The sequence below is a fragment of the Vibrio ouci genome (genome assembly GCF_004551525.1).
In the GTDB taxonomy this organism is placed as follows: Bacteria; Pseudomonadota; Gammaproteobacteria; order Enterobacterales; family Vibrionaceae; genus Vibrio; species Vibrio ouci.
Map to the genome: position 1 here is coordinate 197780 of NZ_SATR01000003.1, position 25441 is coordinate 223220.

General features: G+C 45.7%; 38 protein-coding genes. 31 read left to right on the forward strand and 7 right to left on the reverse strand.

The window, feature by feature from the left end; genetic code table 11:
* Positions 1–80 precede the first annotated feature (80 nt).
* Entirely contained in the window at positions 81–1490 is a 1410-nt protein-coding gene (locus tag ELS82_RS03745; protein WP_134834314.1) for an amidohydrolase, read from the reverse strand.
* Between the two features lie 253 nt (positions 1491–1743).
* On the opposite strand from ELS82_RS03745, the gene rnr reads away from it, so the two are divergent.
* From rnr to rplQ, 30 genes are all read left to right on the forward strand, one after another.
* Positions 1744–4203: a ribonuclease R gene (rnr, locus tag ELS82_RS03750; protein WP_134834287.1), complete on the forward strand. Its 2460-nt coding sequence runs from the start codon at positions 1744–1746 to the stop codon at positions 4201–4203.
* A 25-nt stretch (positions 4204–4228) separates the two neighbouring features.
* On the forward strand, positions 4229–4966 hold the full coding sequence (rlmB, locus tag ELS82_RS03755) for a 23S rRNA (guanosine(2251)-2'-O)-methyltransferase RlmB (protein WP_134834288.1): 738 nt from the start codon (positions 4229–4231) through the stop codon (positions 4964–4966).
* Positions 4967–5576: 610 nt separating this feature from the next.
* Positions 5577–5888, forward strand: a complete 312-nt coding sequence (rpsJ, locus tag ELS82_RS03760; RefSeq protein ID WP_004410492.1) for a 30S ribosomal protein S10 — start codon at positions 5577–5579, stop codon at positions 5886–5888.
* 14 nt (positions 5889–5902) lie between these two features.
* Positions 5903–6532 (forward strand): 50S ribosomal protein L3, encoded by a 630-nt coding sequence (gene rplC, locus ELS82_RS03765; protein WP_134834289.1) that lies wholly within the window; start codon positions 5903–5905, stop codon positions 6530–6532.
* A gap of 17 nt (positions 6533–6549) precedes the next feature.
* Positions 6550–7152: a 50S ribosomal protein L4 gene (gene rplD, locus ELS82_RS03770; RefSeq protein ID WP_004410477.1), complete on the forward strand. Its 603-nt coding sequence runs from the start codon at positions 6550–6552 to the stop codon at positions 7150–7152.
* Positions 7149–7451 (forward strand): 50S ribosomal protein L23, encoded by a 303-nt coding sequence (gene rplW, locus ELS82_RS03775; protein ID WP_004398471.1) that lies wholly within the window; start codon positions 7149–7151, stop codon positions 7449–7451. The genes rplD and rplW overlap by 4 nt, the downstream gene beginning before the upstream one ends.
* 15 nt (positions 7452–7466) lie before the next feature.
* Positions 7467–8291, forward strand: a complete 825-nt coding sequence (rplB, locus tag ELS82_RS03780) for a 50S ribosomal protein L2 (RefSeq protein WP_004410474.1) — start codon at positions 7467–7469, stop codon at positions 8289–8291.
* 21 nt (positions 8292–8312) lie between these two features.
* The gene (gene rpsS, locus ELS82_RS03785) at positions 8313–8591 is read left to right on the forward strand and encodes a 30S ribosomal protein S19 (protein ID WP_004410465.1); all 279 of its coding nucleotides are present in this window, start codon (positions 8313–8315) and stop codon (positions 8589–8591) included.
* 10 nt (positions 8592–8601) lie between these two features.
* Positions 8602–8934: a 50S ribosomal protein L22 gene (gene rplV / locus ELS82_RS03790; RefSeq protein ID WP_004410462.1), complete on the forward strand. Its 333-nt coding sequence runs from the start codon at positions 8602–8604 to the stop codon at positions 8932–8934.
* 19 nt (positions 8935–8953) lie between these two features.
* Positions 8954–9652 carry a 30S ribosomal protein S3 gene (gene rpsC, locus ELS82_RS03795; RefSeq protein ID WP_004745879.1) on the forward strand — a complete coding sequence of 233 codons (699 nt, stop codon included), beginning with the start codon at positions 8954–8956 and terminating at the stop codon, positions 9650–9652.
* Positions 9653–9663: 11 nt separating this feature from the next.
* On the forward strand, positions 9664–10074 hold the full coding sequence (gene rplP, locus ELS82_RS03800) for a 50S ribosomal protein L16 (protein ID WP_004410459.1): 411 nt from the start codon (positions 9664–9666) through the stop codon (positions 10072–10074).
* Positions 10074–10265 (forward strand): 50S ribosomal protein L29, encoded by a 192-nt coding sequence (gene rpmC, locus ELS82_RS03805; protein ID WP_004398465.1) that lies wholly within the window; start codon positions 10074–10076, stop codon positions 10263–10265. Before rplP ends, rpmC begins: the two co-directional genes overlap by 1 nt.
* Positions 10265–10519 (forward strand): 30S ribosomal protein S17, encoded by a 255-nt coding sequence (rpsQ, locus tag ELS82_RS03810; RefSeq protein ID WP_008072333.1) that lies wholly within the window; start codon positions 10265–10267, stop codon positions 10517–10519. Before rpmC ends, rpsQ begins: the two co-directional genes overlap by 1 nt.
* A 164-nt stretch (positions 10520–10683) precedes the next feature.
* Positions 10684–11055: a 50S ribosomal protein L14 gene (gene rplN, locus ELS82_RS03815; RefSeq protein ID WP_004410450.1), complete on the forward strand. Its 372-nt coding sequence runs from the start codon at positions 10684–10686 to the stop codon at positions 11053–11055.
* Between the two features lie 13 nt (positions 11056–11068).
* Positions 11069–11386, forward strand: coding sequence for a 50S ribosomal protein L24 (rplX, locus tag ELS82_RS03820; protein WP_004745885.1), 318 nt, complete (start codon positions 11069–11071; stop codon positions 11384–11386).
* Positions 11387–11409: 23 nt separating this feature from the next.
* Entirely contained in the window at positions 11410–11949 is a 540-nt protein-coding gene (rplE, locus tag ELS82_RS03825; protein ID WP_004410443.1) for a 50S ribosomal protein L5, read from the forward strand.
* A gap of 17 nt (positions 11950–11966) precedes the next feature.
* Positions 11967–12272, forward strand: coding sequence for a 30S ribosomal protein S14 (gene rpsN, locus ELS82_RS03830; RefSeq protein ID WP_004410442.1), 306 nt, complete (start codon positions 11967–11969; stop codon positions 12270–12272).
* Positions 12273–12301: 29 nt separating this feature from the next.
* Complete coding sequence (rpsH, locus tag ELS82_RS03835; RefSeq protein ID WP_126575278.1) at positions 12302–12694, forward strand: 30S ribosomal protein S8; 393 nt, start codon at positions 12302–12304, stop codon at positions 12692–12694.
* 13 nt (positions 12695–12707) lie between these two features.
* Positions 12708–13241: a 50S ribosomal protein L6 gene (gene rplF / locus ELS82_RS03840; protein ID WP_134834290.1), complete on the forward strand. Its 534-nt coding sequence runs from the start codon at positions 12708–12710 to the stop codon at positions 13239–13241.
* A gap of 9 nt (positions 13242–13250) precedes the next feature.
* Entirely contained in the window at positions 13251–13604 is a 354-nt protein-coding gene (gene rplR / locus ELS82_RS03845; protein WP_008072351.1) for a 50S ribosomal protein L18, read from the forward strand.
* 14 nt (positions 13605–13618) lie between these two features.
* The gene (rpsE, locus tag ELS82_RS03850; protein ID WP_005597103.1) at positions 13619–14122 is read left to right on the forward strand and encodes a 30S ribosomal protein S5; all 504 of its coding nucleotides are present in this window, start codon (positions 13619–13621) and stop codon (positions 14120–14122) included.
* Between the two features lie 7 nt (positions 14123–14129).
* A complete protein-coding gene (gene rpmD, locus ELS82_RS03855; RefSeq protein WP_053438826.1) occupies positions 14130–14306 on the forward strand; it encodes a 50S ribosomal protein L30 in 177 nt (58 codons plus the stop codon).
* A gap of 5 nt (positions 14307–14311) precedes the next feature.
* Positions 14312–14746, forward strand: coding sequence for a 50S ribosomal protein L15 (gene rplO, locus ELS82_RS03860; RefSeq protein WP_004410426.1), 435 nt, complete (start codon positions 14312–14314; stop codon positions 14744–14746).
* A gap of 20 nt (positions 14747–14766) precedes the next feature.
* Positions 14767–16101, forward strand: coding sequence for a preprotein translocase subunit SecY (gene secY / locus ELS82_RS03865; RefSeq protein ID WP_004410423.1), 1335 nt, complete (start codon positions 14767–14769; stop codon positions 16099–16101).
* A gap of 39 nt (positions 16102–16140) precedes the next feature.
* On the forward strand, positions 16141–16254 hold the full coding sequence (gene rpmJ / locus ELS82_RS03870) for a 50S ribosomal protein L36 (protein ID WP_000868186.1): 114 nt from the start codon (positions 16141–16143) through the stop codon (positions 16252–16254).
* A 147-nt stretch (positions 16255–16401) separates the two neighbouring features.
* Positions 16402–16758 carry a 30S ribosomal protein S13 gene (gene rpsM, locus ELS82_RS03875; protein ID WP_004410414.1) on the forward strand — a complete coding sequence of 119 codons (357 nt, stop codon included), beginning with the start codon at positions 16402–16404 and terminating at the stop codon, positions 16756–16758.
* 18 nt (positions 16759–16776) lie between these two features.
* The gene (rpsK, locus tag ELS82_RS03880) at positions 16777–17166 is read left to right on the forward strand and encodes a 30S ribosomal protein S11 (RefSeq protein WP_001118870.1); all 390 of its coding nucleotides are present in this window, start codon (positions 16777–16779) and stop codon (positions 17164–17166) included.
* A 27-nt stretch (positions 17167–17193) separates the two neighbouring features.
* Positions 17194–17814: a 30S ribosomal protein S4 gene (gene rpsD / locus ELS82_RS03885; RefSeq protein WP_004410410.1), complete on the forward strand. Its 621-nt coding sequence runs from the start codon at positions 17194–17196 to the stop codon at positions 17812–17814.
* Positions 17815–17838: 24 nt separating this feature from the next.
* Entirely contained in the window at positions 17839–18831 is a 993-nt protein-coding gene (locus ELS82_RS03890; RefSeq protein ID WP_004410407.1) for a DNA-directed RNA polymerase subunit alpha, read from the forward strand.
* 25 nt (positions 18832–18856) lie between these two features.
* Positions 18857–19237 (forward strand): 50S ribosomal protein L17, encoded by a 381-nt coding sequence (gene rplQ, locus ELS82_RS03895; protein WP_004410405.1) that lies wholly within the window; start codon positions 18857–18859, stop codon positions 19235–19237.
* A gap of 123 nt (positions 19238–19360) precedes the next feature.
* Here the strand turns inward: rplQ and ELS82_RS03900 are convergent, their stop codons facing one another.
* Together ELS82_RS03900 and bamJ are read right to left on the reverse strand one after the other, a co-directional pair.
* Positions 19361–19765 (reverse strand): DUF2780 domain-containing protein, encoded by a 405-nt coding sequence (locus ELS82_RS03900; RefSeq protein WP_244230749.1) that lies wholly within the window; start codon positions 19763–19765, stop codon positions 19361–19363.
* A gap of 141 nt (positions 19766–19906) precedes the next feature.
* The gene (gene bamJ / locus ELS82_RS03905; protein ID WP_004410401.1) at positions 19907–20527 is read right to left on the reverse strand and encodes a BamJ family beta-barrel-assembly machinery protein; all 621 of its coding nucleotides are present in this window, start codon (positions 20525–20527) and stop codon (positions 19907–19909) included.
* A 233-nt stretch (positions 20528–20760) separates the two neighbouring features.
* Here bamJ and ELS82_RS03910 point away from each other — a divergent pair, with 233 nt between their 5' ends.
* Complete coding sequence (locus tag ELS82_RS03910) at positions 20761–21327, forward strand: LysM-like peptidoglycan-binding domain-containing protein (RefSeq protein ID WP_134834291.1); 567 nt, start codon at positions 20761–20763, stop codon at positions 21325–21327.
* Here ELS82_RS03910 and ELS82_RS03915 read toward each other — a convergent pair.
* The 4 genes from ELS82_RS03915 to cpdB form a co-directional block, all read right to left on the reverse strand.
* Positions 21273–22184, reverse strand: coding sequence for a DMT family transporter (locus ELS82_RS03915; RefSeq protein ID WP_134834292.1), 912 nt, complete (start codon positions 22182–22184; stop codon positions 21273–21275). The two genes, ELS82_RS03910 and ELS82_RS03915, sit on opposite strands and share 55 nt — an antisense overlap.
* Positions 22185–22188: 4 nt before the next feature.
* On the reverse strand, positions 22189–22641 hold the full coding sequence (locus ELS82_RS03920; RefSeq protein WP_134834293.1) for a GNAT family N-acetyltransferase: 453 nt from the start codon (positions 22639–22641) through the stop codon (positions 22189–22191).
* Between the two features lie 74 nt (positions 22642–22715).
* Complete coding sequence (locus ELS82_RS03925) at positions 22716–23273, reverse strand: Crp/Fnr family transcriptional regulator (protein ID WP_134834294.1); 558 nt, start codon at positions 23271–23273, stop codon at positions 22716–22718.
* Between the two features lie 127 nt (positions 23274–23400).
* Entirely contained in the window at positions 23401–25362 is a 1962-nt protein-coding gene (gene cpdB / locus ELS82_RS03930) for a 2',3'-cyclic-nucleotide 2'-phosphodiesterase (RefSeq protein WP_134834295.1), read from the reverse strand.
* Positions 25363–25441: the final 79 nt, after the last annotated feature.

The following is a 25441-nucleotide window of genomic DNA, read 5'->3' on the forward strand; positions in this document are numbered from 1 at the left end:
CAGACTTCCTGCACTCAGTCGGTTGCACTAGAAACAAAAATGCCCAGCACTTGCTGGGCATTATCATTTTTGGGATGTGATTACTGAACCACTTCGCCTGATTCGATCACTGTCTCGCGCACAACCTTGGTGAACTCTAACGCTTCTTCGCGGATCTTATCTTCATCAACTGTAAGCATGTTGCGGTCTTTCATTAGGATCTTACCATCAACAATCGTATGACGAACGTTGCCTGAGTTGGCTGAGTAAACCAATGCTGAATATGGGTTGTAAACAGGAACCATGTTTGGCGCTTTGGTATCAACAACGATAATGTCGGCAAGTTTCCCTGCTTCTAGTGAGCCGATTTTGTCTTCCATATGCAGTGCTTTTGCTGCGCCCATCGTCGCCATATCGATGACTTTGATTGGTGGCATTGCTGCACGGTCTTTGTTTACTAGCTTATGAACTTTGGCTACTTGGTTGAATTCATCAATGGTACTTAGAGTGTTGCCTGACATTGGGCCGTCAGTACCTAGGCCAATACGTACGTTTTCGTCGTACATCTTCAATGCTGGAGAAACGCCTTTGGCTGATTTGATGTTGGCGCTCATGTTGTGTGCAACCCCCATATCAGACTCTTTGACTAGCTTGATGTCTTGGTCATCAACCAAGATCATGTGCGCACCGACTAGGTTTTTGTTTAGCGCGCCGATGCTATCCATATATTGAACAGGTGACATACCTTCAGCACGCTCAGCAATCTTCTCTTCTTCGCGATGTGATTCTGCTAGGTGAATCATTACAGGCACATCAAGCTCAAGAGAGAGTTTCGCGATCTTCTGCAGAACTTCTGTCGTGTTGGTGTACGGTGCGTGCGGCGCAAATGCTGGTGTGATACGTGGGTGATCTTTATATTCTTCGATGAAGTTAAGCGCGTACTTGATGCCTTCTTCAGCGTTAGCGGCATCGGCAACAGGGAATTTAATCACAGTTTCACCAAGAATTGCGCGCATACCAATTTGGTCGACAGTTTTGGCTACCTCATCTTCGAAGTAATACATATCAGCGTAAGTGGTAACACCGCCTTTAACCATCTCAACGTTACCTAGGTTAGCACCAATACGCACCATATCACGTGAAACAAGCTTCGCTTCTAATGGGAAGATGTAACGGTGCAGGCGATCTGGCACGTCATCTGCGAGTGAACGGAATACTGTCATCGACACGTGGGTATGAGTATTAATCAAACCTGGCATAACGATATCACCATCAACATCCAATACTTTCTTTGCGTCGTATTGTTTTTCAAGTGATTCATCACCAACCGCAAGGATTTTATTATCCTTAATGACTACAGTACCGTTTTGATAAACCGTTTTGTCTTGGTTCATGGTTAATACCATCGCGTCAGTGATCATTAGATCGGCTTTTTCTGCTGCTGATGCTGACATTGAAAACAGACCTAGACTCGCGATGGCTGTCGCAAGGAGTGTGCGCTTCATACTCATAGAGATACCTGTAGTAAAAAGGGGAGTAAAATTTTTCTGAATCATACCCCTTTCTTTACCTGTTGCAATCGTTTGCTCTGTCACTTGCATTGAAATGTGATCTTTATCGTATGGCGTAAAGGAGTGCTAAAAGAGATGCCAAGTTATGAAAAAGGTACGGAAAAATGAGGAATTTAACTCGACTTACCTGTGCCTAGAACGGGGACTCGGATATACTAGATTTAATTCCCTTCCTTCTTAATTAGGCGCGCCTATGTCAGACAATACCCATAATGACCCATTTGCAGCTCGTGAATCGGAAAATTATGAAAATCCGATCCCAAGCCGAGAGTATATTCTTGAATTCTTAAGCCAAGCAGGGGTTCCGATGAACCGCAATGACCTGTTTGAAGCGCTTCAGCTTTCAGGTGAGGATCACTACGAAGGTCTACGTCGTAGGCTTCGTGCTATGGAGCGCGATGGTCAGCTCGTATTTACTCGTCGCCAGTGTTACGCATTGCCTGAAAAACTCGAAATGGTCAAAGGCTATGTGATTGGTCATAAAGATGGCCATGGCTGGGTACGTCCGGAAGGAAGTGTCGGCAAAGATAATGACATCGTGCTACCGCACCACCAGATGAAAAACATCATCCATGGTGACTTTGTGCTGGTGCAGCCAACAGATAACTCAAAACGTGGCCGTAAGGAAGGGCGATTGGTGCGCGTTTTAGAAGAGCGTCAAACCCAAATCGTCGGTCGCTTCTTCTTGGAGTATGGCTACTCATATGTAGTACCTGATGATTCACGTATTAGCCAAGACATTTTGATCCCTAATGAGCTACGCGCAGGCGCTCGTATGGGTAATGTGGTGGTGATTGAGATAACTGATCGAGGCTCACGCTCACGTGGCATGATGGGTAAAGTAGTGGAAGTATTGGGCGAAAACATGGCGCCGGGTATGGAAACACAAATTGCTATTCGCACTCACCAGATCCCACATGAATGGCCTGAGGCAGTCGACAAACAGATCGAAGGCCTAGGCGAAGAAGTACCAGAAGAGGCGAAAGTTGGTCGCGTTGATCTGCGTGACTTGCCACTGGTGACCATTGATGGCGAAGATGCGCGTGACTTCGATGATGCTGTTTACTGTGAGAAGAAGAAAGGTGGCGGCTGGCGTCTATGGGTTGCGATTGCCGACGTAAGTTACTACGTTCGTCCAGATTCAGCCTTAGATAAAGAAGCGATTAACCGTGGTAACTCGGTTTACTTCCCATCGCAAGTCGTACCAATGCTACCAGAAGTGCTATCGAATGGCTTATGTTCACTCAACCCGCAGGTCGACCGACTATGTATGGTGTGTGAGATGACGATCTCGGAAACGGGCAAGCTATCGGGTTACAAGCACTATGAAGCGGTGATGAACTCTCATGCTCGTCTAACCTACAACAAGGTACATGACATTCTAGAAGGGGATGAAGAGCTACGTACTCGCTACGAGCCAGTTGTTCCTCACCTCGAAGAGCTGCATAAAATGTACAAAGTGCTCAAGCATGCTCGTGATAATCGTGGCGCGATTGAGTTTGAGACGGTTGAAACTAAGTTTATCTTCAACGCGGAACGTAAAATCGACAGCATTGAGCCAGTGATTCGTAACGACGCCCATAAGCTGATCGAAGAGTGTATGATTTTGGCCAACATCGCTTCTGCGTCTTTAGTAGAGAAAGCGAAAGAAGCGGCGCTATACCGTATTCACGAATCTCCAGGTGAACTTCGCCTACAAGGTTTCCGTGATTTCCTTGGTGAGCTAGGTCTGCACTTAAATGGTGGTTTAGAGCCATCACCAACAGACTACGCCGATCTGGTTAAGCTGATCGCTGAGCGCCAAGATAAAGAACTGATCCAAACTATGCTGCTTCGTTCGATGAAGCAGGCAGTGTATAACGCCGATAACTGTGGCCACTTTGGTTTGGCATTGAAGCGCTACGCGCACTTTACCTCACCAATTCGTCGCTACCCTGATTTATTGTTGCACCGTGCAATCAAATACCTTATCGCGAAAGAGAATGGCACGCTGAAAGATCGTTGGACACCAACCGGTGGCTACCATTACTCATTTGATGACATGGATTTCTACGGTGAGCAGTGTTCAATGACTGAACGCCGCGCTGATGATGCGACTCGTGAAGTGTCCGATTGGCTTAAGTGTGAATACATGCAGGACCATGTTGGTGAAGAGCTTGATGGTGTGATCGCCAATGTCACTGGTTTTGGCTTCTTTGTACGACTAAGCGATTTGCATATTGATGGCTTGGTGCATATTTCAGCTCTAGCCAACGATTACTATCAATTTGACCCAATTGGTCAAAGACTTATCGGCGAAAGCTTTGGCGCTATCTACCGTTTAGGCGATGCGGTTAAAGTGAAAGTACTGGCGGTAAACCTTGATGATCGCCAAATTGACTTTGAATTAGTTGAAACAAGTCGTAAGCTACGCGGCGAAGGAAAGACCGCCAAGAAACGAGCGGCAGAGGCGAAGAGAAAAGCCAAAGAGAAAAAGCGTGCTGCCACTAAGGGCAAAGGTGCTAAAGCAAGCCCAGAGGTAGAGCCGACTAAGCGACCTGAAAAGTCAGAGTCAAAAGGTCCGGCTAAAAAGCCCCAAGTGACGAAGGCTCGTAAGAAGAAGCCAGGCAGCAAGCCAAAGAAAACCAAGCGTACCAATAAACCGGCGCAGTAAAGAATTTAACCCAACAGGTTTTTAAATGAGTAACGAATTTATCTACGGTATTCACGCAGTAAAAGCGGTACTAGAGCGTGAACCAGAGCGCTTTATCGAAGCATTTGTATTAAAAGGTCGTCAAGATGACCGTCTAATGCCAATTCTAAATGAGCTGCAAGTGTGTGGTGTCTCTATTCAACAGATGACGCGTAAGACACTGGATGACAAAGCGCGTGGTGCAAATCACCAAGGCATTATGGCTCGCGTTAAGCCTGCCAAGCAGCTGAACGAAAATGATCTCGATGACATTCTTGCTAAGCACGAAGCGCCACTATTACTGGTTCTGGATGGCGTAACTGATCCACACAACTTAGGTGCGTGTTTACGTAATGCGGATGCCGCAGGCGTGGCAGCGGTTATCGTACCGAAAGACAAATCAGCAAACATTACCGCGACAGTCAGTAAAGTAGCCTGTGGCGCTGCAGAAAGTGTGCCTTTAGTTCGCGTAACTAACTTAGCTCGCACAATGCGCGCGCTGCAAGAGCAAGGTATTTGGTTTGTTGGTACTGCGGGCGAAGCGACGCATGATATCTATCAAGCAAAACTGACGGGGCCGTTGGCGGTTGTTATGGGCGCAGAAGGTGACGGTATGCGTCGCCTAACTCGTGAAACGTGTGATGACCTAATCAAGATCCCAATGGCAGGTAGCGTATCAAGCTTAAATGTCTCGGTGGCATCTGGAGTATGTTTGTTTGAAGCGGTACGTCAGCGTCTAGCATAATTGCTCGCTAACCTTATCTATAAGCGCAGACTGGAGTTCAGTCTGCGCTTTTTGTTTTTTAAAGGCGAGAGCGGACTTCATTCTACGAAAAAGAGTGTGTTGGTAGCGGGGTGGGTAGTTATAACGGGCGCTTATCCTCGATGAAAGGTATTAGCCTGTCATTCCATAGACCGAAGAATGAGGGAGTAGGGAATCTCACAAAGATTTCGACTCGCTTTAATAGAGCCTCAACACACTCGTACCTTTCTCCACCTTACGCGATTAATTTTCAAACAGCACTTGCATGTGAAACTGTGATCTGTATAATGCAGCCCACTGGTTAATCCAGTTGTGAACCAATGAGCGAAGAGGAGCTAATAAATCTACGGATCTATTAGGTAATGTAGACTCAGCTTATGTTCGCGGTTAATACAATTAGCTACTTATTCTTCGGAATAACTATCCCCAGACGTGATTCTGGTATGTAGGGGTAGTTGATCGAAAATTAACTGACAATACTTCCTAATCTTGGAAGTTACGGTTTCACATAAATCAATCGTACATTCTCTCGTCTTAACGAGTCTGAGTGGCGATATTGTTTGTGTAATTTTTAATATTGGAGCTCTGTCTCATGCAGAACCAACGTATCCGTATCCGCCTAAAAGCTTTCGATTACAAACTAATCGATGCTTCTACAGCGGAAATCGTTGAAACAGCTAAGCGCACTGGCGCACAGGTTCGTGGTCCAATCCCACTACCTACTCGTAAAGAGCGTTTCACAGTTCTTATCTCTCCACACGTTAACAAGAAAGCACGTGACCAGTACGAAATTCGTACTCACAAGCGTCTAATCGACATCGTTGAGCCAACAGACAAAACTGTTGATGCTCTAATGCGTCTAGACCTTGCTGCGGGCGTTGACGTTCAAATTAGCCTAGGTTAAGGGAGATTAGAAGAATGATTGGTCTAATCGGTCGTAAAGTGGGCATGACCCGCGTATTTACTGAAGAAGGCGTTTCTATCCCAGTAACTGTTGTTGAGGTTGAAGCTAACCGTGTTTCTCAAGTTAAAACACTTGATACAGACGGCTACGCAGCAATCCAGGTAACTACTGGTGCTAAGAAAGCTAACCGCGTATCTAAGCCAGAAGCAGGTCACTTTGCTAAAGCTGGTGTTGAAGCAGGTCGTGGTCTTTGGGAATTCCGTTTGGAAAACGGTGAAGAGTTCGCAGTTGGCGCTGAGCTAACAGTTGAACTATTCAACGATACTAAGAAAGTAGACGTTACTGGTACATCTAAGGGTAAAGGCTTCCAAGGCGCTGTTAAGCGTTGGAACTTCCGTACTCAAGATATGACTCACGGTAACTCATTGTCTCACCGTGCTCCTGGTTCTATTGGCCAATGTCAAACTCCAGGTCGCGTATTTAAAGGCAAGAAAATGGCAGGTCACATGGGTGCTGAGCGTGTAACGACTCAAAACCTAGAGATCGTACGTGTTGACGCTGAGCGCAATCTGCTTCTTATTAAAGGTGCAGTCCCAGGCGCAACTGGCGGTAACGTGATCGTTAAACCAGCTATTAAAGCATAACGTCTCAGGAGTAAGTAATGGAACTAATGGTTAAAGGTGCTGATGCACTAACTGTTTCCGAAACTACTTTCGGACGTGAGTTTAACGAAGCTCTTGTACACCAAGTAGTTGTTGCGTTTGCAGCAGGTGCTCGTCAAGGTACTCGTGCTCAGAAAACACGTTCAGAAGTTTCTGGCGGTGGCGCTAAGCCATGGCGTCAAAAAGGTACTGGCCGTGCGCGCGCTGGTACAATCCGTAGCCCAATCTGGCGTACAGGTGGTGTTACTTTTGCTGCGAAACCACAAGATCACAGCCAAAAAGTAAACAAAAAAATGTACCGTGGTGCTATGAAGAGCATTCTTTCTGAGCTAGTTCGTCAAGAGCGTCTAATCGTTGTTGATAACTTCTCAGTAGAAGCACCAAAGACTAAAGAACTAGTTGCTAAGCTTAAAGAGCTTGAGCTAACTGACGCTTTAATCGTGACTAGCGAAGTAGATGAGAACCTATTCTTAGCTGCTCGTAACCTATACAAAGTTGACGCACGTGACGTAGCTGGTATTGATCCAGTTTCTCTAATTGCGTTTGACAAAGTTGTAATTACTGCTGATGCAGTTAAACAAGTAGAGGAGATGCTAGCATGATCACTGAAGAGCGTATCCTAAAAGTTCTACGTGCACCGCACATCTCTGAAAAAGCAACTATGGCAGCTGAGAAAGCGAACACTATCGTTTTCAAAGTAGCTAAAGATGCAACTAAAAAAGAGATCAAAGCAGCTGTAGAAAAGCTATTTGAAGTTGAAGTTAAGTCTGTAAATACTCTTATTACTAAGGGTAAGACCAAACGTCAGGGTCTACGCCAAGGTCGCCGCAGCGACGTTAAGAAAGCGTACGTTACTCTGAAAGAAGGTCAAGATCTTGACTTCGTTGGCGGCGCGGAATAACAGGAGTAGTTAAGAATGGCTATTGTTAAATGTAAGCCGACTTCCCCTGGTCGTCGTCACGTTGTTAAAGTTGTTAACGCTGACCTACACAAGGGCAAGCCATACGCACCTCTTCTAGAGAAAAACTCTAAGAATGGTGGTCGTAACAACAACGGTCGTATCACAGTACGTCACATCGGCGGTGGTCACAAGCACCACTACCGTGTAATTGACTTCAAACGTACTAAAGACGGTATCCCAGCGAAAGTTGAGCGTCTTGAATACGATCCAAACCGTAGCGCTAACATCGCTCTAGTTCTGTACGCAGACGGTGAGCGTCGTTACATCCTAGCACCTAAAGGTGTTAACGCAGGTGATGCTATCCAGTCAGGTGTTGATGCACCAATCAAAGCTGGTAACACTCTACCAATGCGTAACATCCCAGTAGGTTCAACTGTACACAACGTTGAACTAAAACCTGGTAAAGGTGGTCAGCTAGCTCGTTCGGCTGGTGCATATGCTCAAATCGTTGCTCGCGACGGTGCATACGTAACTATCCGTCTACGTTCTGGCGAAATGCGCAAAGTACTTTCTGAAGGCCGTGCAACAATCGGTGAAGTTGGTAACTCTGAGCACATGCTACGTGAACTTGGTAAAGCTGGTGCTAACCGCTGGCGCGGTGTTCGTCCAACCGTTCGCGGTGTGGTAATGAACCCAGTAGACCACCCACACGGTGGTGGTGAAGGCCGTACATCTGGTGGTCGTCACCCAGTTTCACCATGGGGTCAGCCAACTAAAGGCTTCAAGACTCGTAAGAACAAACGCACTGACAAGTACATCGTACGTCGTCGTAACAAGTAATCTATATAAAGAGGAATCGCCATGCCACGTTCTCTCAAGAAAGGTCCATTTATTGACCTACACTTGCTGAAGAAGGTAGAGAAAGCGGTGGAAAGCGGAGACAAAAAGCCTATTAAGACTTGGTCCCGTCGTTCAATGATCATCCCATCAATGATTGGTTTGACCATCGCTGTCCATAATGGTCGTCAGCACGTACCAGTTTTCGTTACCGAAGAAATGATCGGTCACAAACTGGGTGAATTCGCACCAACTCGTACTTACCGCGGCCATGTCGTGGATAAGAAAGCGAAGAAGCGTTAAGGAGTAGATAATGGAAGCACTAGCTAAACATAACTTTGCTCGCATTTCGCCTCAGAAAGCTCGCTTAGTTGCGGATCAAATTCGTGGTAAATCTGTAGACCAGGCTCTAGAAATTCTGACTTTCAGCAACAAAAAAGCTGCTGAACTGATCAAGAAAGTTCTTGAGTCAGCTATCGCTAACGCGGAGCACAACGAAGGCGCAGATATCGACGATCTAAATGTCGCAAAAATCTTCGTAGATGAAGGCCCGATCATGAAGCGTATTATGCCTCGTGCTAAAGGTCGTGCGGATCGTATCTTGAAGCGTTCTAGCCACATCACTGTTGTTGTTGCAGATCGCTAAGAGACTAGGAGAGTAAGCAATGGGTCAAAAAGTACATCCAAATGGTATTCGTCTAGGCATCGTTAAGCCTTGGAATGCTACATGGTTTGCTAACACCAAAGATTTCGCTGACAACCTAGACGGCGACTTCAAGGTACGTCAGTTCCTTACAAGTGAACTGAAAAAAGCATCACTTTCACGCATCGTTATCGAGCGTCCTGCTAAGAGCATCCGTGTGACTATTCACACTGCTCGTCCAGGCGTAGTAATCGGTAAGAAAGGTGAAGACGTAGAAAAACTACGCACAGCTGTAGCTAAAATCGCAGGTGTACCAGCGCAGATTAACATCGCTGAAGTACGTAAGCCTGAGCTAGATGCACAGCTTGTTGGTGATAGCATCGCGTCTCAGCTAGAGCGTCGTGTTATGTTCCGTCGTGCTATGAAGCGCGCGGTACAAAACGCTATGCGTCTAGGCGCTAAAGGCATCAAAGTAGAAGTAAGTGGTCGTCTAGGCGGCGCTGAAATTGCACGTTCAGAGTGGTACCGTGAAGGTCGTGTGCCTCTACACACTCTACGTGCTGACATTGATTACGCAACTTCTTCGGCTCACACTCAATACGGTGTGATCGGCATTAAAGTTTGGATCTTCAAAGGTGAGATTCTAGGCGGTATGCCAGCAGCTAACGCTGTAGAGCCTAAAGGCGACAAGCCTAAGAAGCAGCGCAAAGGCCGTAAGTAAGGAGTCGACAGATGCTACAACCTAAACGTACTAAGTTCCGTAAGGTTCAGACTGGTCGTAACCGTGGTCTAGCTAAAGGTACTGATGTAAGCTTCGGCGAATTCGGTCTTAAAGCTACTGGCCGTGGTCGTCTAACTGCTCGTCAAATCGAAGCGGCACGTCGTGCAATGACACGTCACGTTAAGCGTCAAGGTAAAATCTGGATCCGTGTGTTCCCAGACAAGCCTATCACAGAAAAACCACTTGAAGTTCGTCAGGGTAAGGGTAAAGGTAACGTTGAGTACTGGGTAGCCCAAATCCAACCTGGTAAGGTTATGTACGAAATGGGTGGTGTACCTGAAGAATTGGCACGTGAAGCGTTCCGCCTAGCGGCTCGTAAACTGCCATTCAAAACTACATTTGTAACTAAGCAGGTGATGTGATGAAAGCACTAGATCTACGCGAGAAAAGCGTTGAAGAGCTTAACGCTGAGCTATTGAATTTGCTACGTGAACAGTTCAACCTGCGCATGCAGGCTGCGACTGGTCAACTACAGCAAACTCATACTCTGAAAGCTGTACGCCGTGATATCGCACGTGTGAAAACTGTTTTGACTGAGAAGGCAGGCGCATAATGAGCGAAGTAAAACGTACTCAACAAGGTCGTGTTGTTAGCGACAAGATGGACAAGTCTATCGTAGTTGCTATCGAGCGCATGGTTAAACACCCAATTTACGGTAAATACGTAAAGCGCACGACTAAAGTACACGCACATGACGAGAACAACGAATGTGGCCTAGGCGACAGCGTTGAAATCGCAGAGTGTCGTCCAATGTCTAAGACTAAGTCTTGGACTTTGGTAAAAGTTCTAGAAAAAGCTAAAGGTTAATCTTAGCTAATTCTATGAAATTAAACGGCTCCAAAATTATTTTTGGAGCCGTTTATTTTTTGACTACCCAATCTTAAAAAAGGGTGGTACAATTCGCGTCCCTTTTAAAGAGGCAGCCCGACCCGAGAGGGTCTAGTTTTTTTTATATTTAGCGGAGCACTAACATGATCCAAATGCAAAGTATGCTGGACGCAGCTGATAACTCAGGCGCACGCAGCGTAATGTGTATTAAGGTTCTGGGTGGCTCTCACCGCCGTTATGCACATATCGGTGACGTTATCAAAGTTACTGTTAAGGAAGCAATTCCTCGCGGTAAAGTTAAGAAAGGTGACGTTCTGAAGGCGGTGGTAGTGCGCACCCGTAAAGGCGTACGTCGTCCTGACGGTTCTGTCATTCGCTTCGACCGAAACGCTTGCGTATTGTTGAACGACAACACTGAGCAACCAATCGGTACACGTATCTTTGGTCCTGTGACACGCGAACTTCGTGGCGATAAGTTCATGAAGATCGTTTCACTGGCTCCAGAAGTTCTGTAAGGAGCACGTAGAAATGGCAGCTAAAATCCGTCGTAATGACGAAGTAATCGTTCTTGCTGGTAAAGACAAAGGCAAGAAAGGTAAAGTAACTAAGGTTCTAGCAACCGGTAAAGTTATCGTTGAAGGTATCAACCTTGTTAAGAAGCACCAAAAGCCGGTTCCGGCTCTAGGTCAACAAGGTGGCATCGTTGAACAAGAAGCAGCAATTGATGCTTCTAACGTTGCAATCTTTAACGCAGCTACTGGTAAAGCTGACCGTATCGGTTTCCGTTTTGAAGATGGTAAGAAAGTACGTTTCTTTAAATCTAACAACGAAATCGTTTCTAACTAATAGAAGTAATTTGGAGTTCTACTATGGCGAAACTGCATGATTACTACAAGTCGTCTGTAGTCGCTGAACTGACCAAACAGTTTAGCTACACAAGCGTCATGCAAGTCCCTAGAATCGAGAAAATCACCCTTAACATGGGTGTTGGTGAAGCAATCAACGATAAGAAACTGCTAGAAAACGCAGCTGCTGATATGGCAACGATCTCTGGTCAAAAGCCACTTATCACTAAAGCGCGTAAATCTGTTGCAGGTTTCAAAATCCGCGAAGGCTACCCTATCGGTTGTAAAGTAACCTTGCGTGGCGAACGTATGTGGGATTTTCTTGAGCGTTTGATTAACATCGCTCTTCCACGAGTACGTGACTTCCGTGGCGTTAGCGCTAAGTCTTTTGACGGACGCGGTAACTACAGCATGGGCGTTCGCGAGCAAATCATCTTCCCGGAAATCGACTTTGATAAAGTTGATAAAGTACGCGGTCTAGACATCACTATTACGACGTCTGCTGGTACTGATGAGGAAGGCCGAGCTCTGCTGGCTGCCTTTAACTTCCCATTCCGTAAGTAAGGTGAAGGGTTACTGTTATGGCTAAAAATTCAATGAAAGCACGTGAAGCAAAACGTGCGAAGCTTGTAGCTAAGTTCGCTGAAAAGCGTGCAGCGCTTAAAGCTATCATCAGCGATGTAAACGCATCTGAAGAAGATCGTTGGAACGCAGTTCTTACACTGCAATCTCTTCCACGTGATTCAAGTGCATCACGTCAGCGCAACCGTTGCAACCAAACTGGTCGTCCACACGGTTACCTACGTAAGTTCGGTCTAAGCCGTATCAAAGTTCGTGAAGCTTGCATGAAAGGCGAGATTCCTGGACTTCGTAAGGCTAGCTGGTAATTGCCACTTAATCATTTGGAGTAAATCATATGAGCATGCAAGATCCGATTTCGGATATGCTGACCCGCGTTCGTAACGGTCAGGCAGCAAACAAAGTTGCTGTTAAAATGCCTTCTTCAAAGCTTAAAGTTGCAATTGCTGCACTACTAAAAGCTGAAGGTTACATCGTTGATTTCGCTGTTGAAGGCGAAGTTAAACCTGAGCTTGAAGTTACTCTTAAGTACTTCCAAGCTAAACCAGTAATCGAGCAACTTAAACGTGTTTCTCGTCCAGGTCTACGTGTTTACAAGAAGAAAGATGATCTTCCTTCTGTAATGGGTGGTCTTGGTGTTGCTATCGTTTCAACTTCCAAGGGTCTTATGTCAGACCGCGCTGCACGTAAAGCAGGTCTTGGTGGTGAAATCATCGCTTACGTAGCTTAATAAGGAGTAGATTATGTCTCGTGTTGCTAAAGCACCTGTCGCTATTCCAGCTGGCGTAGAGGTGAAACTAAACGGCCAAGAAATCACTGTAAAAGGTGCTAAAGGCGAACTAACTCGCGTTCTTAACAACGCAGTAGTTGTAGCTCAGGAAGAAAGCAATCTTACTTTCGGTCCACGCGAAGGTGTTGTTAATGCATGGGCACAAGCAGGTACTGCTCGCGCTCTAGTTAACAACATGGTTGTTGGTGTTACTGAAGGCTTTACTAAGAAGCTAACTCTTAAAGGTGTTGGTTACCGTGCTGCTATTAAAGGCAACGCTGTAGGTCTAACACTTGGCTTCTCACACCCAGTTGAGCACGAGTTGCCAGCGGGTATCAAAGCTGAATGTCCAAGCCAAACTGAAATCGTGATCACTGGTTGTGATAAACAACTTGTTGGTCAGGTTGCGGCTGACATTCGTTCTTACCGTGAGCCTGAACCTTACAAAGGTAAAGGTGTTCGTTACGCAGATGAAAATGTGCGTACTAAAGAAGCTAAGAAGAAGTAAGGTAACACTATGGATAAGAAAGCATCTCGCATCCGTCGTGCTACACGCGCACGTCGTAAGATTGCAGAACTGGGTGCAACTCGCCTAGTAGTACACCGTACTCCTCGTCACGTGTACGCACAGGTGATTGCAGCTAACGGCTCTGAGGTTATCGCAGCAGCTTCTACTGTAGAAAAAGCGATCCGTGAGCAAGTTAAGAACACTGGTAACATCGATGCAGCTAAAGCAGTAGGTAAAGCTGTTGCTGAGCGCGCTCTTGAAAAAGGCGTAGCTTCAGTTGCATTTGATCGTTCTGGTTTCCAATACCACGGTCGAGTAGCGGCGCTAGCAGAATCTGCTCGCGAAGCTGGTCTGAAATTCTAAGGTAGGGTTGGAAGATGGCTAAAGAACAACAAGTTCAAGCGAATGATTTGCAAGAAAAGCTAATCGCAGTTAACCGTGTATCTAAGACGGTTAAAGGTGGTCGAATCATGAGCTTCACTGCACTAACAGTAGTTGGTGACGGTAACGGTCGCGTAGGTTTCGGTTACGGCAAAGCTCGTGAAGTACCTGCAGCGATTCAAAAAGCAATGGAAAAAGCACGTCGTAACATGACTACGATCGCGCTTAACGAAGGTACTCTTCACCACCCGGTGAAAGGTCGCCATTCGGGCTCTAAAGTTTACATGCAGCCTGCTGCTGAAGGTACTGGTGTTATCGCTGGCGGCGCTATGCGTGCAGTACTAGAAGTTGCTGGTGTACACAACGTACTATCTAAAGCATACGGTTCTACGAACCCTATCAACATCGTTCGTGCAACGATCGATGCACTAGGTAGCGTGAAGTCACCAGAAATGGTTGCTGCTAAACGTGGTCTAACTGTTGAATCTATTTCGGAGTAAGAACACCATGGCAACTATTAAAGTAACTCAAACTAAAAGCTCAATTGGTCGTCTACCTAAGCACAAAGCGTGTCTTAAAGGTCTAGGCCTTCGTAAAATCAACCACACAGTAGAACTTGAAGATACTCCGTGTATTCGCGGCATGATCAACAAGGTTTACTACATGGTTAAAGTTGAGGAGTAATCAGAATGCGTTTGAATACTCTATCACCAGCTGCTGGTGCTAAGACTACTGCTAAGCGCGTAGGTCGCGGTATTGGTTCTGGCCTAGGTAAGACTGGTGGCCGTGGCCACAAAGGTCAAAAGTCACGTTCTGGCGGTTCAGTTCGTCCAGGTTTTGAAGGCGGTCAGATGCCTCTAAAACAACGTCTACCAAAATTCGGTTTCACTTCTCGTAAGAGCCTAGTGTCTGCTGAAGTTCGTCTAGCTGAGCTAGCGAAAGTAACTGGTGACGTAGTAGATCTAAACAGCCTTAAAGCTGCTAACGTTATCACTAAGAACATCGAATTCGTAAAAGTTGTTCTATCTGGTGAAATTAACAAAGCAGTGACTGTTAAAGGTCTACGTGTGACTAAAGGCGCTAAAGCTGCAATCGAAGCTGCAGGCGGTAAAATCGAGGAATAATCTCGAGGAACGAGGTACAGATGGCTAAGAAACCAGGTCAAGATTTTCGTAGTGCTCAGAGCGGCTTAAGTGAACTAAAGTCGCGCTTATTATTCGTAATTGGTGCACTTTTAGTATTCCGAGCAGGCTCTTTTGTGCCGATCCCTGGTATTGACGCTGCTGTACTTGCCGATTTGTTCGAACAGCAAAAAGGTACCATCGTAGAAATGTTTAACATGTTCTCCGGTGGTGCTCTTGAGCGTGCATCTATATTAGCGTTGGGCATCATGCCGTATATTTCGGCATCTATTGTTGTCCAACTGCTAACTGTAGTTCATCCAGCGTTAGCTGAACTCAAAAAAGAGGGTGAAGCAGGCCGTCGTAAGATCAGCCAATATACACGCTACGGCACGCTTGTACTTGCAACATTCCAAGCTATTGGTATCGCAACAGGCCTACCAAACATGGTCGATAATCTGGTTGTTATCAACCAAACCATGTTTACGCTAATTGCTACCGTAAGTTTAGTAACCGGTACCATGTTCCTAATGTGGTTAGGTGAACAAATTACAGAGCGTGGAATTGGTAACGGTATTTCGTTACTAATTTTTGCAGGTATTGTTGCTGGATTGCCTTCTGCAATCGGTCAAACAATCGAGCAAGCGCGTCAAGGTGAATTGCATGTACTTCTTCTGCTGTTGATTGCTGTACTAGCTTTCGCAGTTATCTACTTCGTTGTTTTCATGGAGCGTGGTCAGCGTCGAATCGTTGTAAACTACGCGAAGCGTCAACAAGGTCGTAAGGTATTTGCTGCGCAAAGCACTCACTTGCCACTTAAAATTAATATGGCAGGTGTTATTCCAGCAATCTTTGCTTCAAGCATTATCCTGTTCCCAGGAACACTGGCTCAGTGGTTTGGTCAGAACGGTGAGAGCAGCGCGTTCGGTTGGTTAACTGACGTGTCTTTGGCTCTTAGCCCAGGTCAACCTCTGTATGTAATGCTTTATGCAGCAGCGATTATATTCTTCTGTTTCTTCTATACGGCGTTGGTTTTCAACCCGCGAGAAACAGCGGATAACTTGAAGAAGTCCGGTGCATTCGTACCCGGCATCCGCCCAGGTGAACAGACAGCTAAGTACATTGATAAAGTAATGACGCGTTTAACCCTTGCTGGTGCGCTTTACATTACCTTTATCTGTCTGATTCCAGAGTTTATGATGGTCGCGTGGAACGTACGTTTCTACTTCGGCGGTACATCACTACTAATCGTAGTTGTTGTTATCATGGACTTTATGGCACAGGTACAGACTCATCTGATGTCTCAACAGTATGATTCTGTGTTGAAGAAAGCAAATCTGAAAGGCTATGGCCGTTAATTCGGCGGTAGACTCAGATTTCATTTACGGAGTTTAGCAATGAAAGTTCGTGCTTCCGTTAAAAAAATCTGCCGTAACTGTAAAGTTATCAAGCGTAACGGTGTCGTTCGCGTGATTTGCAGTGAGCCAAAGCACAAGCAGCGCCAAGGCTAATTAGCAGAAATTTTTACTTGAAATATAAGGTAGTGTCGAGTATATTCCTCGGCCTACCTTTTGCGTGCAAAAGAAGTAGTATCCCGCAGCGTATCCATCACGGGCTTTGCTGCGGCTAATTCTTTTATGAAACACTAGGAGTGAATAATGGCCCGTATAGCAGGCATTAACATTCCTGATCAAAAACATGCTGTGATTGCACTAACGTCAATCTACGGCATCGGTAAAACTCGCTCTCAAGCTATCCTAGCTGAAGTGGGTATTGCTGAAGATGTTAAGATCAGTGAACTATCTGAAGAACAGATCGATCAACTGCGTGATGGTGTAGCTAAATACACTGTAGAGGGTGATCTACGTCGTGAAGTATCAATGAACATCAAGCGTCTTATGGACCTTGGCTGTTACCGTGGTCTTCGTCATCGTCGCAGTCTACCACTACGTGGACAGCGTACTAAAACCAATGCTCGCACCCGTAAGGGTCCGCGTAAGCCGATCAAGAAATAATCGGGAAGGTAGAGTACAATGGCTAAACAACCAACTCGCGCGCGTAAACGCGTTCGCAAACAAGTTGCAGACGGTGTTGCGCACATCCATGCTTCTTTCAATAACACAATCGTAACCATTACTGACCGTCAAGGTAACGCACTAGCTTGGGCTACTGCAGGTGGTTCAGGTTTCCGTGGCTCTCGTAAGTCTACTCCGTTCGCTGCACAGGTTGCTGCTGAGCGTTGTGCTGAAATGGCTAAAGAGTACGGTCTAAAGAACTTGGAAGTTATGGTTAAGGGTCCAGGTCCAGGTCGTGAATCTACTGTTCGCGCACTGAACGCTGCTGGTTTCCGCATCACAAACATCGTTGATGCTACACCAATCCCTCATAACGGTTGTCGTCCACCTAAGAAACGTCGCGTATAACGTTTTTTAGATTACTGGAGAAAGATCATGGCAAGATATTTGGGTCCTAAGCTGAAGCTTAGCCGTCGCGAAGGTACTGACTTATTCCTTAAGTCTGGCGTACGCGCGATCGATACCAAGTGTAAAATTGATAACGCACCAGGTGTACACGGCGCTCGTCGCGGTCGTCTATCTGAGTATGGCGTTCAGCTTCGTGAGAAGCAAAAAGTTCGTCGTATGTACGGCGTTCTAGAAAAACAATTCCGTAACTACTACAAAGAAGCTGCACGTCTTAAAGGCAACACAGGTGAAAACCTACTTCAGCTTCTTGAAGGTCGTCTTGATAACGTAGTTTACCGCATGGGCTTTGGCGCAACTCGCGCAGAAGCACGTCAGCTAGTTAGCCACAAAGCTATCCTAGTTAACGGTAAAGTTGTAAACATTCCTTCTTTCAAAGTTGCGGCTAATGACGTTGTTTCTATCCGCGAGAAAGCTAAACAGCAATCTCGTATTAAAGCGGCTCTAGAAGTTGCTGAACAACGTGAAAAACCAACTTGGATTGAAGTAGATGCTGGTAAGATGGAAGCTACGTTCAAGCGTATGCCTGAGCGTTCAGATCTATCTGCTGACATCAACGAACAATTGATCGTCGAGCTTTACTCTAAGTAAGGTTTAAACTAAAGAGAGGACACAATGCAGGGTTCTGTAACAGAATTTCTTAAGCCACGTCTTGTTGACATCGAACAGGTTAGCACGACTCACGCAAAAGTAACTCTTGAGCCATTAGAGCGTGGTTTTGGCCATACTCTTGGTAATGCACTTCGCCGTATTCTTCTATCTTCTATGCCAGGTTGTGCTGTAACAGAAGTAGAAATTGAAGGCGTACTTCATGAGTACAGCACTAAAGAAGGCGTTCAGGAAGATATTCTTGAAATCCTACTTAACCTTAAAGGTCTAGCTGTACGCGTTGCCGAAGGCAAAGATGAAGTGTTCATTACTTTGAACAAATCAGGCTCGGGCCCTGTGGTTGCAGGTGACATCACCCATGATGGTGATGTAGAGATCGCTAACCCTGAACACGTTATTTGTCACCTAACGGATGACAACGCTGAGATCGCTATGCGTATCAAAGTTGAACGTGGTCGTGGTTATGTTCCAGCTTCGGCTCGTATCCATACTGAAGAAGATGAGCGCCCAATTGGTCGCCTACTGGTTGACGCTACGTACAGCCCAGTAGACAAGATTGCTTATTCTGTTGAAGCAGCTCGTGTAGAGCAGCGTACAGACTTAGACAAGCTTGTTATCGATATGGAAACGAACGGTACTCTAGACCCTGAGGAAGCAATCCGTCGCGCAGCTACTATCCTAGCTGAACAATTGGATGCGTTCGTAGATCTTCGTGATGTACGTGTACCTGAGGAGAAGGAAGAGAAGCCAGAATTCGATCCGATCCTACTGCGTCCTGTAGACGATCTTGAACTAACAGTTCGCTCTGCTAACTGTCTGAAAGCAGAAGCGATTCACTACATCGGTGATCTTGTACAGCGTACTGAGGTTGAGCTACTTAAAACGCCTAACCTTGGTAAAAAATCTCTTACTGAGATTAAAGACGTACTTGCATCACGTGGTCTGTCTCTGGGCATGCGCCTAGAAAACTGGCCACCAGCGTCTATCGCTGAAGATTAATCGATAAAGTTAGAAGGATTAGGTCATGCGCCATCGTAAGAGTGGTCGTCAACTCAACCGCAACAGCTCACATCGTAAAGCGATGTTTAGCAACATGGCTAGCTCTCTAGTACGTCATGAAGTTATCAAGACTACACTGCCAAAAGCAAAAGAGCTACGTCGCGTAGTTGAGCCTTTGATTACACTAGCTAAGACTGACAGCGTTGCTAACCGTCGTCTAGCATTTGCACGTACTCGTGACAACGAAGTAGTTGCAAAACTGTTTAACGAACTAGGTCCACGTTTTGCTGCTCGTCAGGGCGGTTACACTCGTATCCTAAAAGCTGGTTTCCGTACTGGTGATAAAGCTCCAATGGCTTACATTGAGCTTGTAGATCGCCCAGCTGCTGAAGAAGCTGCTGAGTAATCAGGTTCGTATGAACAAAAAAGCCGAGCATTAGCTCGGCTTTTTTGTATCTGTAATTCCACTCTCTCATTAAAAAAGGCCGATATTCTTATCGACCTCTTCTTAATAGACTCGCTAGTTTTCTTACTGCCAAATCCCTGCTAAAGCAGATGTCAGCCCGCTGCTTGCACCTTGAGCCTGAAGAGCATTGATGATTAAAGGCGTAAATGAGCTCACTAGCGCTGGGTCCATACCCAATGCTGAGAATGCGCTGTCTACTGCACCGCTGTCAGTGATCATTTTTGATAAGCCAGTGCTTTCAAGAACATCGTAACCCGGGATTAACGAACCTAGCTCTTGATTCTGACTTGAACCTAAAGAGTTTTGTGCCAGTGCTAGTAGAGAACCGACACCGCCAATGGCTTGGTCTGAAGTGACATTGGTTGCTTGCTGGATTTGTCCTGCGAGATCTGTGTCAGCAGCACCTTGTTGCCCCCAAGCACTAATTGCTCCAGTGAGAGCAGCAGTGACGACGACGCGTTTTTTCATATCATTTCCTTATAATTTTGTTTAACGTCATTCCGCATCATATACTTAATGGCGCGTGAAATGCTATGGGCGTGTTAATTCTATAAATAAAAACGGCGATACCTAGGTATCGCCGTTTTAAATATGCTTAATCGTTATCGATTAAAGAATGTCTAGTAGTTCTACTTCGAATACTAGAGCAGCAAATGGAGGGATAGCTGCACCTGCGCCGCGCTCACCGTATGCTAGGTCTTGAGGGATGTATAGTTTCCACTTAGAACCTACAGGCATTAGTTGAAGAGCTTCAACCCAACCTTTGATTACGCCTGTCACTGGGAACTCAGCAGGTTGACCGCGAGATACAGAGCTGTCGAATACAGTACCGTCTGTTAATTCACCGTGGTAGTGAACACGTACTTGCTTGTCAGAAGTTGGGATCTCACCAGTACCTTCAGTGATAATTTCGTACTGAAGGCCAGACTCAAGTACAGTTACTTCTGGACGTAGAGCGTTATCCGTTAGGAATGCTTCACCGTCAGCTGCTGCTGCTTTAGCTGCTTCTTGACGTGCTGCTTCTACGCGAGTGTGTAGCTCTTGTAGTGCGTTGTTGATTTCATCGATCTCGATAGCTGGCTGTTCACCAACTAGTGCTGTTGCGATACCTGCAGCGATAGCGTCAACGTTTAGACCTTCAAGACCAGAACCAGCTAGCTGCTGACCCATTTGTAGACCGATACCGTAGCTTGCTTTCTGCTCTACAGTCTCAAATTTAACTTCAGACATGGTGTCTCTCTTTATATGGTGTATAAAGGGTAAAGGATACCAGTAATAGCCGCGTGATGAAACGGCAGTGGGCTGATACGCAGCGGCTAGCTGTAATGTGAGATTTAGATCGACTTTCAGCACGCTATTTGTCAATTTTTGGCGAGTAATGACCTGCTCGTGTGAAAATTCCTATACTCATAAGGTCCTGATTTTTTATACTGGTAGCGCAGCCCGTTTGGAGAGAAGGTGCGATGAATCGCAGAAAGAAAAAGAAGCAACAAGTGGATTACCTAGAGCTAGCGAAACAGAAGTTCAGCTCGATTGATTGGCAACAGATTAAACAGCAAGTACTGACTAAATGGAATGTGCTGCCAAAACTACACCAGCGTGCATTGATGGTGTTAGTTCCTCTGTTGCTGATATTGCTTGTTATTCCTCTACCGGAGCCTCAGCAACAAGAGGAAACTGCCACTACGCCATCTCAACGAGTGGAAGTGAATATCAATACTCGCAGCTTAAGCGAACAAAAAAGTGCCGAGCAACAGTCGCTAGCTTCAGACGCTTGGAAAGAATATGAAGTAAAAAGTGGTGATACGCTGGCTCAGGTTTTCCGCAATAATGGCTTAGCGATGTCAGACTTGAATGCACTGGTTAAAGTCGAAGGTTCCGATAAACCCCTCAGCCGAATCAAGCAAGGCCAGTTGGTGCGTTTTAAGCTCGAAGAGAGTGGTCAACTTGATATCTTACAGTTAGAGAAGAACAATCAGTCTGTGATGTTTTTCCGCTTATCAGACGGTGGTTTTGGCCGTAGCAAATAGCCGCTACGATGTTTTAGACCATCGAACAGTCCCTTCCAAGGCATTAGGGGGAGTATGATCATTACTATCCCTAATGTCGTCAGCCAGTTAGGCACTTCGTTAAACCACGCAATGCCAAACAGCGCGACAAAGACTAACCCCGAATTTTCTGCCACTGCAATATTGTTAGCTGGCGCTCTTTGATAGGCCATAACGGCTAGCCCGTTGTAGGCCAGTATTAATCCTGCGCTAGTTAGAATAAGCAAGATCTGATTGAATGATATTGGTGCCCAATTGAGCGCGGCTAAGAACACCGATACCGGCAAAGAAAGCAACGATGTCCAAAACAGTGTGCTAATGACGCTTTGGCTTGCTGGTAGCTTACGTGCAGTGATGTTGAATAAGGCCAAGGTCAGCGTTGTACCTAGGGCAAATATTGCAGCCCAATGGAACTCAGTCGGCCTTAACACTACCATCATACCAACAAAGCCAAATAGGGTTGCCCCTACTCGATGCACGCTTGGTTTTTCTTTCAGTAATAACGCTGATAGCGGCAACATCACCAATGGTGCGGCATAGAATACAGCATTGGCCGTGGCTAATGTTAGATGGGTAATCGCGACGACCATACAGCCGCTACCTATGATGATCAGGTGGGCGCGCAATAGGTTTATTTTTGGATGTGTCAGTGCGCGTTGTTGTTTGCTCTGTCGCCACCAAAATGGCGCAATAACCAATGTCGATAACAACTGGCGAATAAAAATATATTGAAACGCCGACACCTCCCCATGAAGCAACTTCACTGCCACGTCGGATAGCGACGCAGCAAGGTTACCGAGTACTAATAGCAGGATTGCAGAGTAGGCGGCCGAGCGCATTGTATTACTTATCCAATCTCATATCGATATGAGGGATATCATCTTCAAGGTACATCTCAGAGGTTTGAACGAAGCCATGCTTGGCGTAGAAACTCGCAAGATGCTCTTGTGCGCCAATTTCGATGCTATCACCTGGCCATAGCAATTCACACCCTTGCAATGCTTGTTGAAGTAATTGATGACCAAGTCCGCCGCCACGTTTAGCTTCTGCGGTTGCTACGCGGCCAATACTAACCGATGGGTAGCTGATGCCACTTGGCAGTAATCGGGCGCAGGCTATCAATTCTTCACCTTGGTAACCCAATAGATGGTGGACACCCGCTTGGTGGTCTTTGTCATCAAGTTCAGGGTAAGGGCAAGTTTGTTCAACGACAAAGACGTTAACTCTAAGCTTGAGAAGCTGATAAAGCTGACTAGTGGTTAAATCTGAAAAAGGGGTAAGTTGCCAAGTGATCATACGATTTCGTCTTCAATAAGTGATAAGGCGAATCTAGCAAGTCACTACCTCGGCTGCATTAACAATTGTTAACTTTATTGGCGATTTTTGATCCTACTTAAACTGATCGGAGTGATACCTAAATACGCCGCAATTTGGTAATCATTCAATCGCTTCAGTAGCTCAGGATAGTGCTGACAGAACAGTTCATAGCGTTCTTCAGGACTGTAAAGCAGCATAAAGCGCTCTTTGTTCTCTTTATACATCAGTTGAGTTTCGAGCAGTTTAAGATAAATGCTGTGCTTCTCCTCGCGCCAAACGCGTAACGTTTCTATCGGCAGTGACAGAATTGAGCAAGGCGTGAGAGATTCAAGTAAATAAGGAGATGGTTGCTGCTTGATGAGGCTTTCAAAGCCAATTATCCAGTCATTTTCCCAATAGAACTCTTTACTAAATTCTTTGCCTTTATCGGTTAAATAGGCCGAGTGGCAGATGCCTTCAATCAGAAAGTGTATCTCACAGGCGACTTCCCCTTGATGAAGCAATATATGGCGGGTAGGAAGCTCAATAAATTGTGCACTGTCAGATAACTGAGTAATTTCTTGCGGGGTAAAGCCGTTATTAGCCAACTGTTGTTGGAAAGCGTCAAACATAGTCAAATTCAGTGGATAAAAGTGATAGCCAAGAGTGTAGCTTAAATCTATATCTGGGTGTGAGAGGGATGAAAATACAAAAAAGCCGCAACCTAGGGCCGCGGCTTTGAATGCTTCTAATCAGAAATTATTTCTGCAGATCGATCTGGTATACAGCGAAACCAACATCGTCAGTGCCAACACGTTTCATTGGGTACTGACCTTTCTCTTCGATAAACTTCGCAGCTTTATCGCTTGGTGAAGTTTCAAAGCGGATGTCTAACTGCTTATCAGATTTGATTGGTGCAAATCTCCAGTTGTTGTCTGCACTCGGCGTGAACTCACCTTTTTCATTACTTACACGAGTGATGTAAGAAGCGATAACAGAGCGGTTTTCATCAGGAGAGTCGAAAGCGACAAACTCAGAACCAGTGCCAGGGAACTTGTTGCTGTATGCACGGTAGTTGTTAGTTGCAATAATGAAGTCTTGCTTCATATCGATTGGCTTACCTTGGTAAGTCAGATTAACAATACGCTCTGCGCCATCGTTAATTAGCTTACAGTCACCATCGTATTTCGCTGGCTTAGTAACATCGATTTGGTAGTTCAGGCCGTCAATAACGTCGAAGTTATAAGTACGGAAACCATCCCAGTCGATCAGGCTTTGAGGCTCTGTGCTGTTAACGTCAATTTGCTTAAATTGACCTGCTGTACACTCTAGCCACTCCTTCACTTCTTTACCGCTTACCTTCATCGCAACTAGCGTGTTCGGGTATAGGTAAAGGTCGGCCGCGTTACGGAACGTTAGCTGACCAGATTCAACTTCCGTGAAGTTTGCTGGATCATTTTTACGGCCGCCCGCTTTAAATGGCGCTGCTGCAGAAAGCACTGGGATATCAGATAGGTCAGGGTCGCCTTGGATAAAGCGCTCAACATAATCTTTTTGCGCTAGGTTAACGATTTGTACTGTTGGGTCGTCTTGAACCAGTGCTAAGAAGCTGTACATCACATCATTCGCTTTACCAATTGGCTGGTTAACGAATTCACGCGTGCCTTTATGGTCAGCTTCGAGTGCTTTAACCATGCCAGCGTCTGCTTCCGCTAGAGACTTCTTGCTAGCCTTGTCAAAAATAGGGCGAGCTTCAGATTGGCCGTCAACTACAGTCCATTTGCCATCTTTCTCTTTTAATTCAAGGTCGATAACACCTACGTGGCTACCCCAGCGGCCCGGCATTACTGATGCTACGCCATTGATGGTGCCTTTTTGGTTATCTACGCCTTGAATATTGTCAAAGCCTTTACCTGGGAATACGGCGTGTGAGTGACCAAAGGCAATCGCATCGATGCCTTCAACTTCTGCAAGGTAGTAAGTTGAGTTTTCAGCGCCGTGTTTGTATGGATCAGAGGCTACACCAGAGTGAGGGATCGCAACGATTACGTCAGCGCCTTCTTTCTTCATTTGAGGAACAAGCTCTTCAGCTGATTCTTTGATGTCTTTAGCGAAGACTTTGCCTTCTAGGTTTTTCTTATCCCAAACCATGATTTGTGGTGGGACAAAACCGATGTAACCCACTTTAATTTCATGCTCAACGCCGTCTACATCTTTAAAAGTGTCTGATTTGATGATGTATGGCTTGAAGTAGTGCTTACCTGTTTTCTTATCGAAAACGTTGGCACTGATGTATGGGAAGTCTGCGTCGTTGATAGTTTCCGCTAGGAACTCAAGGCCGTAGTTAAATTCATGGTTACCAATGTTACCTACATCGTAGTTTAGCTGGTTCATTGCTTTGTAAACTGGGTGTACTTCACCAGCTTCAATGCCTTTAGCTGCCATGTAGTCGCCCATTGGACTACCTTGGATAAGGTCACCATTATCAACAAGAACGCTGTTTTCGACTTCTGCACGAGCTTGCTTAACTAGAGTAGCGGCACGAGTTAGACCAATTTTTTGTGACGGTTTGTCCTTGTAGTAGTCGTAATCCATGACGTTAGTGTGAATGTCAGTCGTTTCGACAATACGTAGTTTGATTGTATCTGCCATAGCTGGGCCAGCCATAGTCAACATACCACCTAGTACAGCAAGAGACAGAGGTTTCACTGCTACTTTCATTTTTAAGCTCCGATAGCGTTAAGTTAGACGTCGCTTAATGTAACAAAATGGCATGAAACAATGACTTCAGTGAATGGTA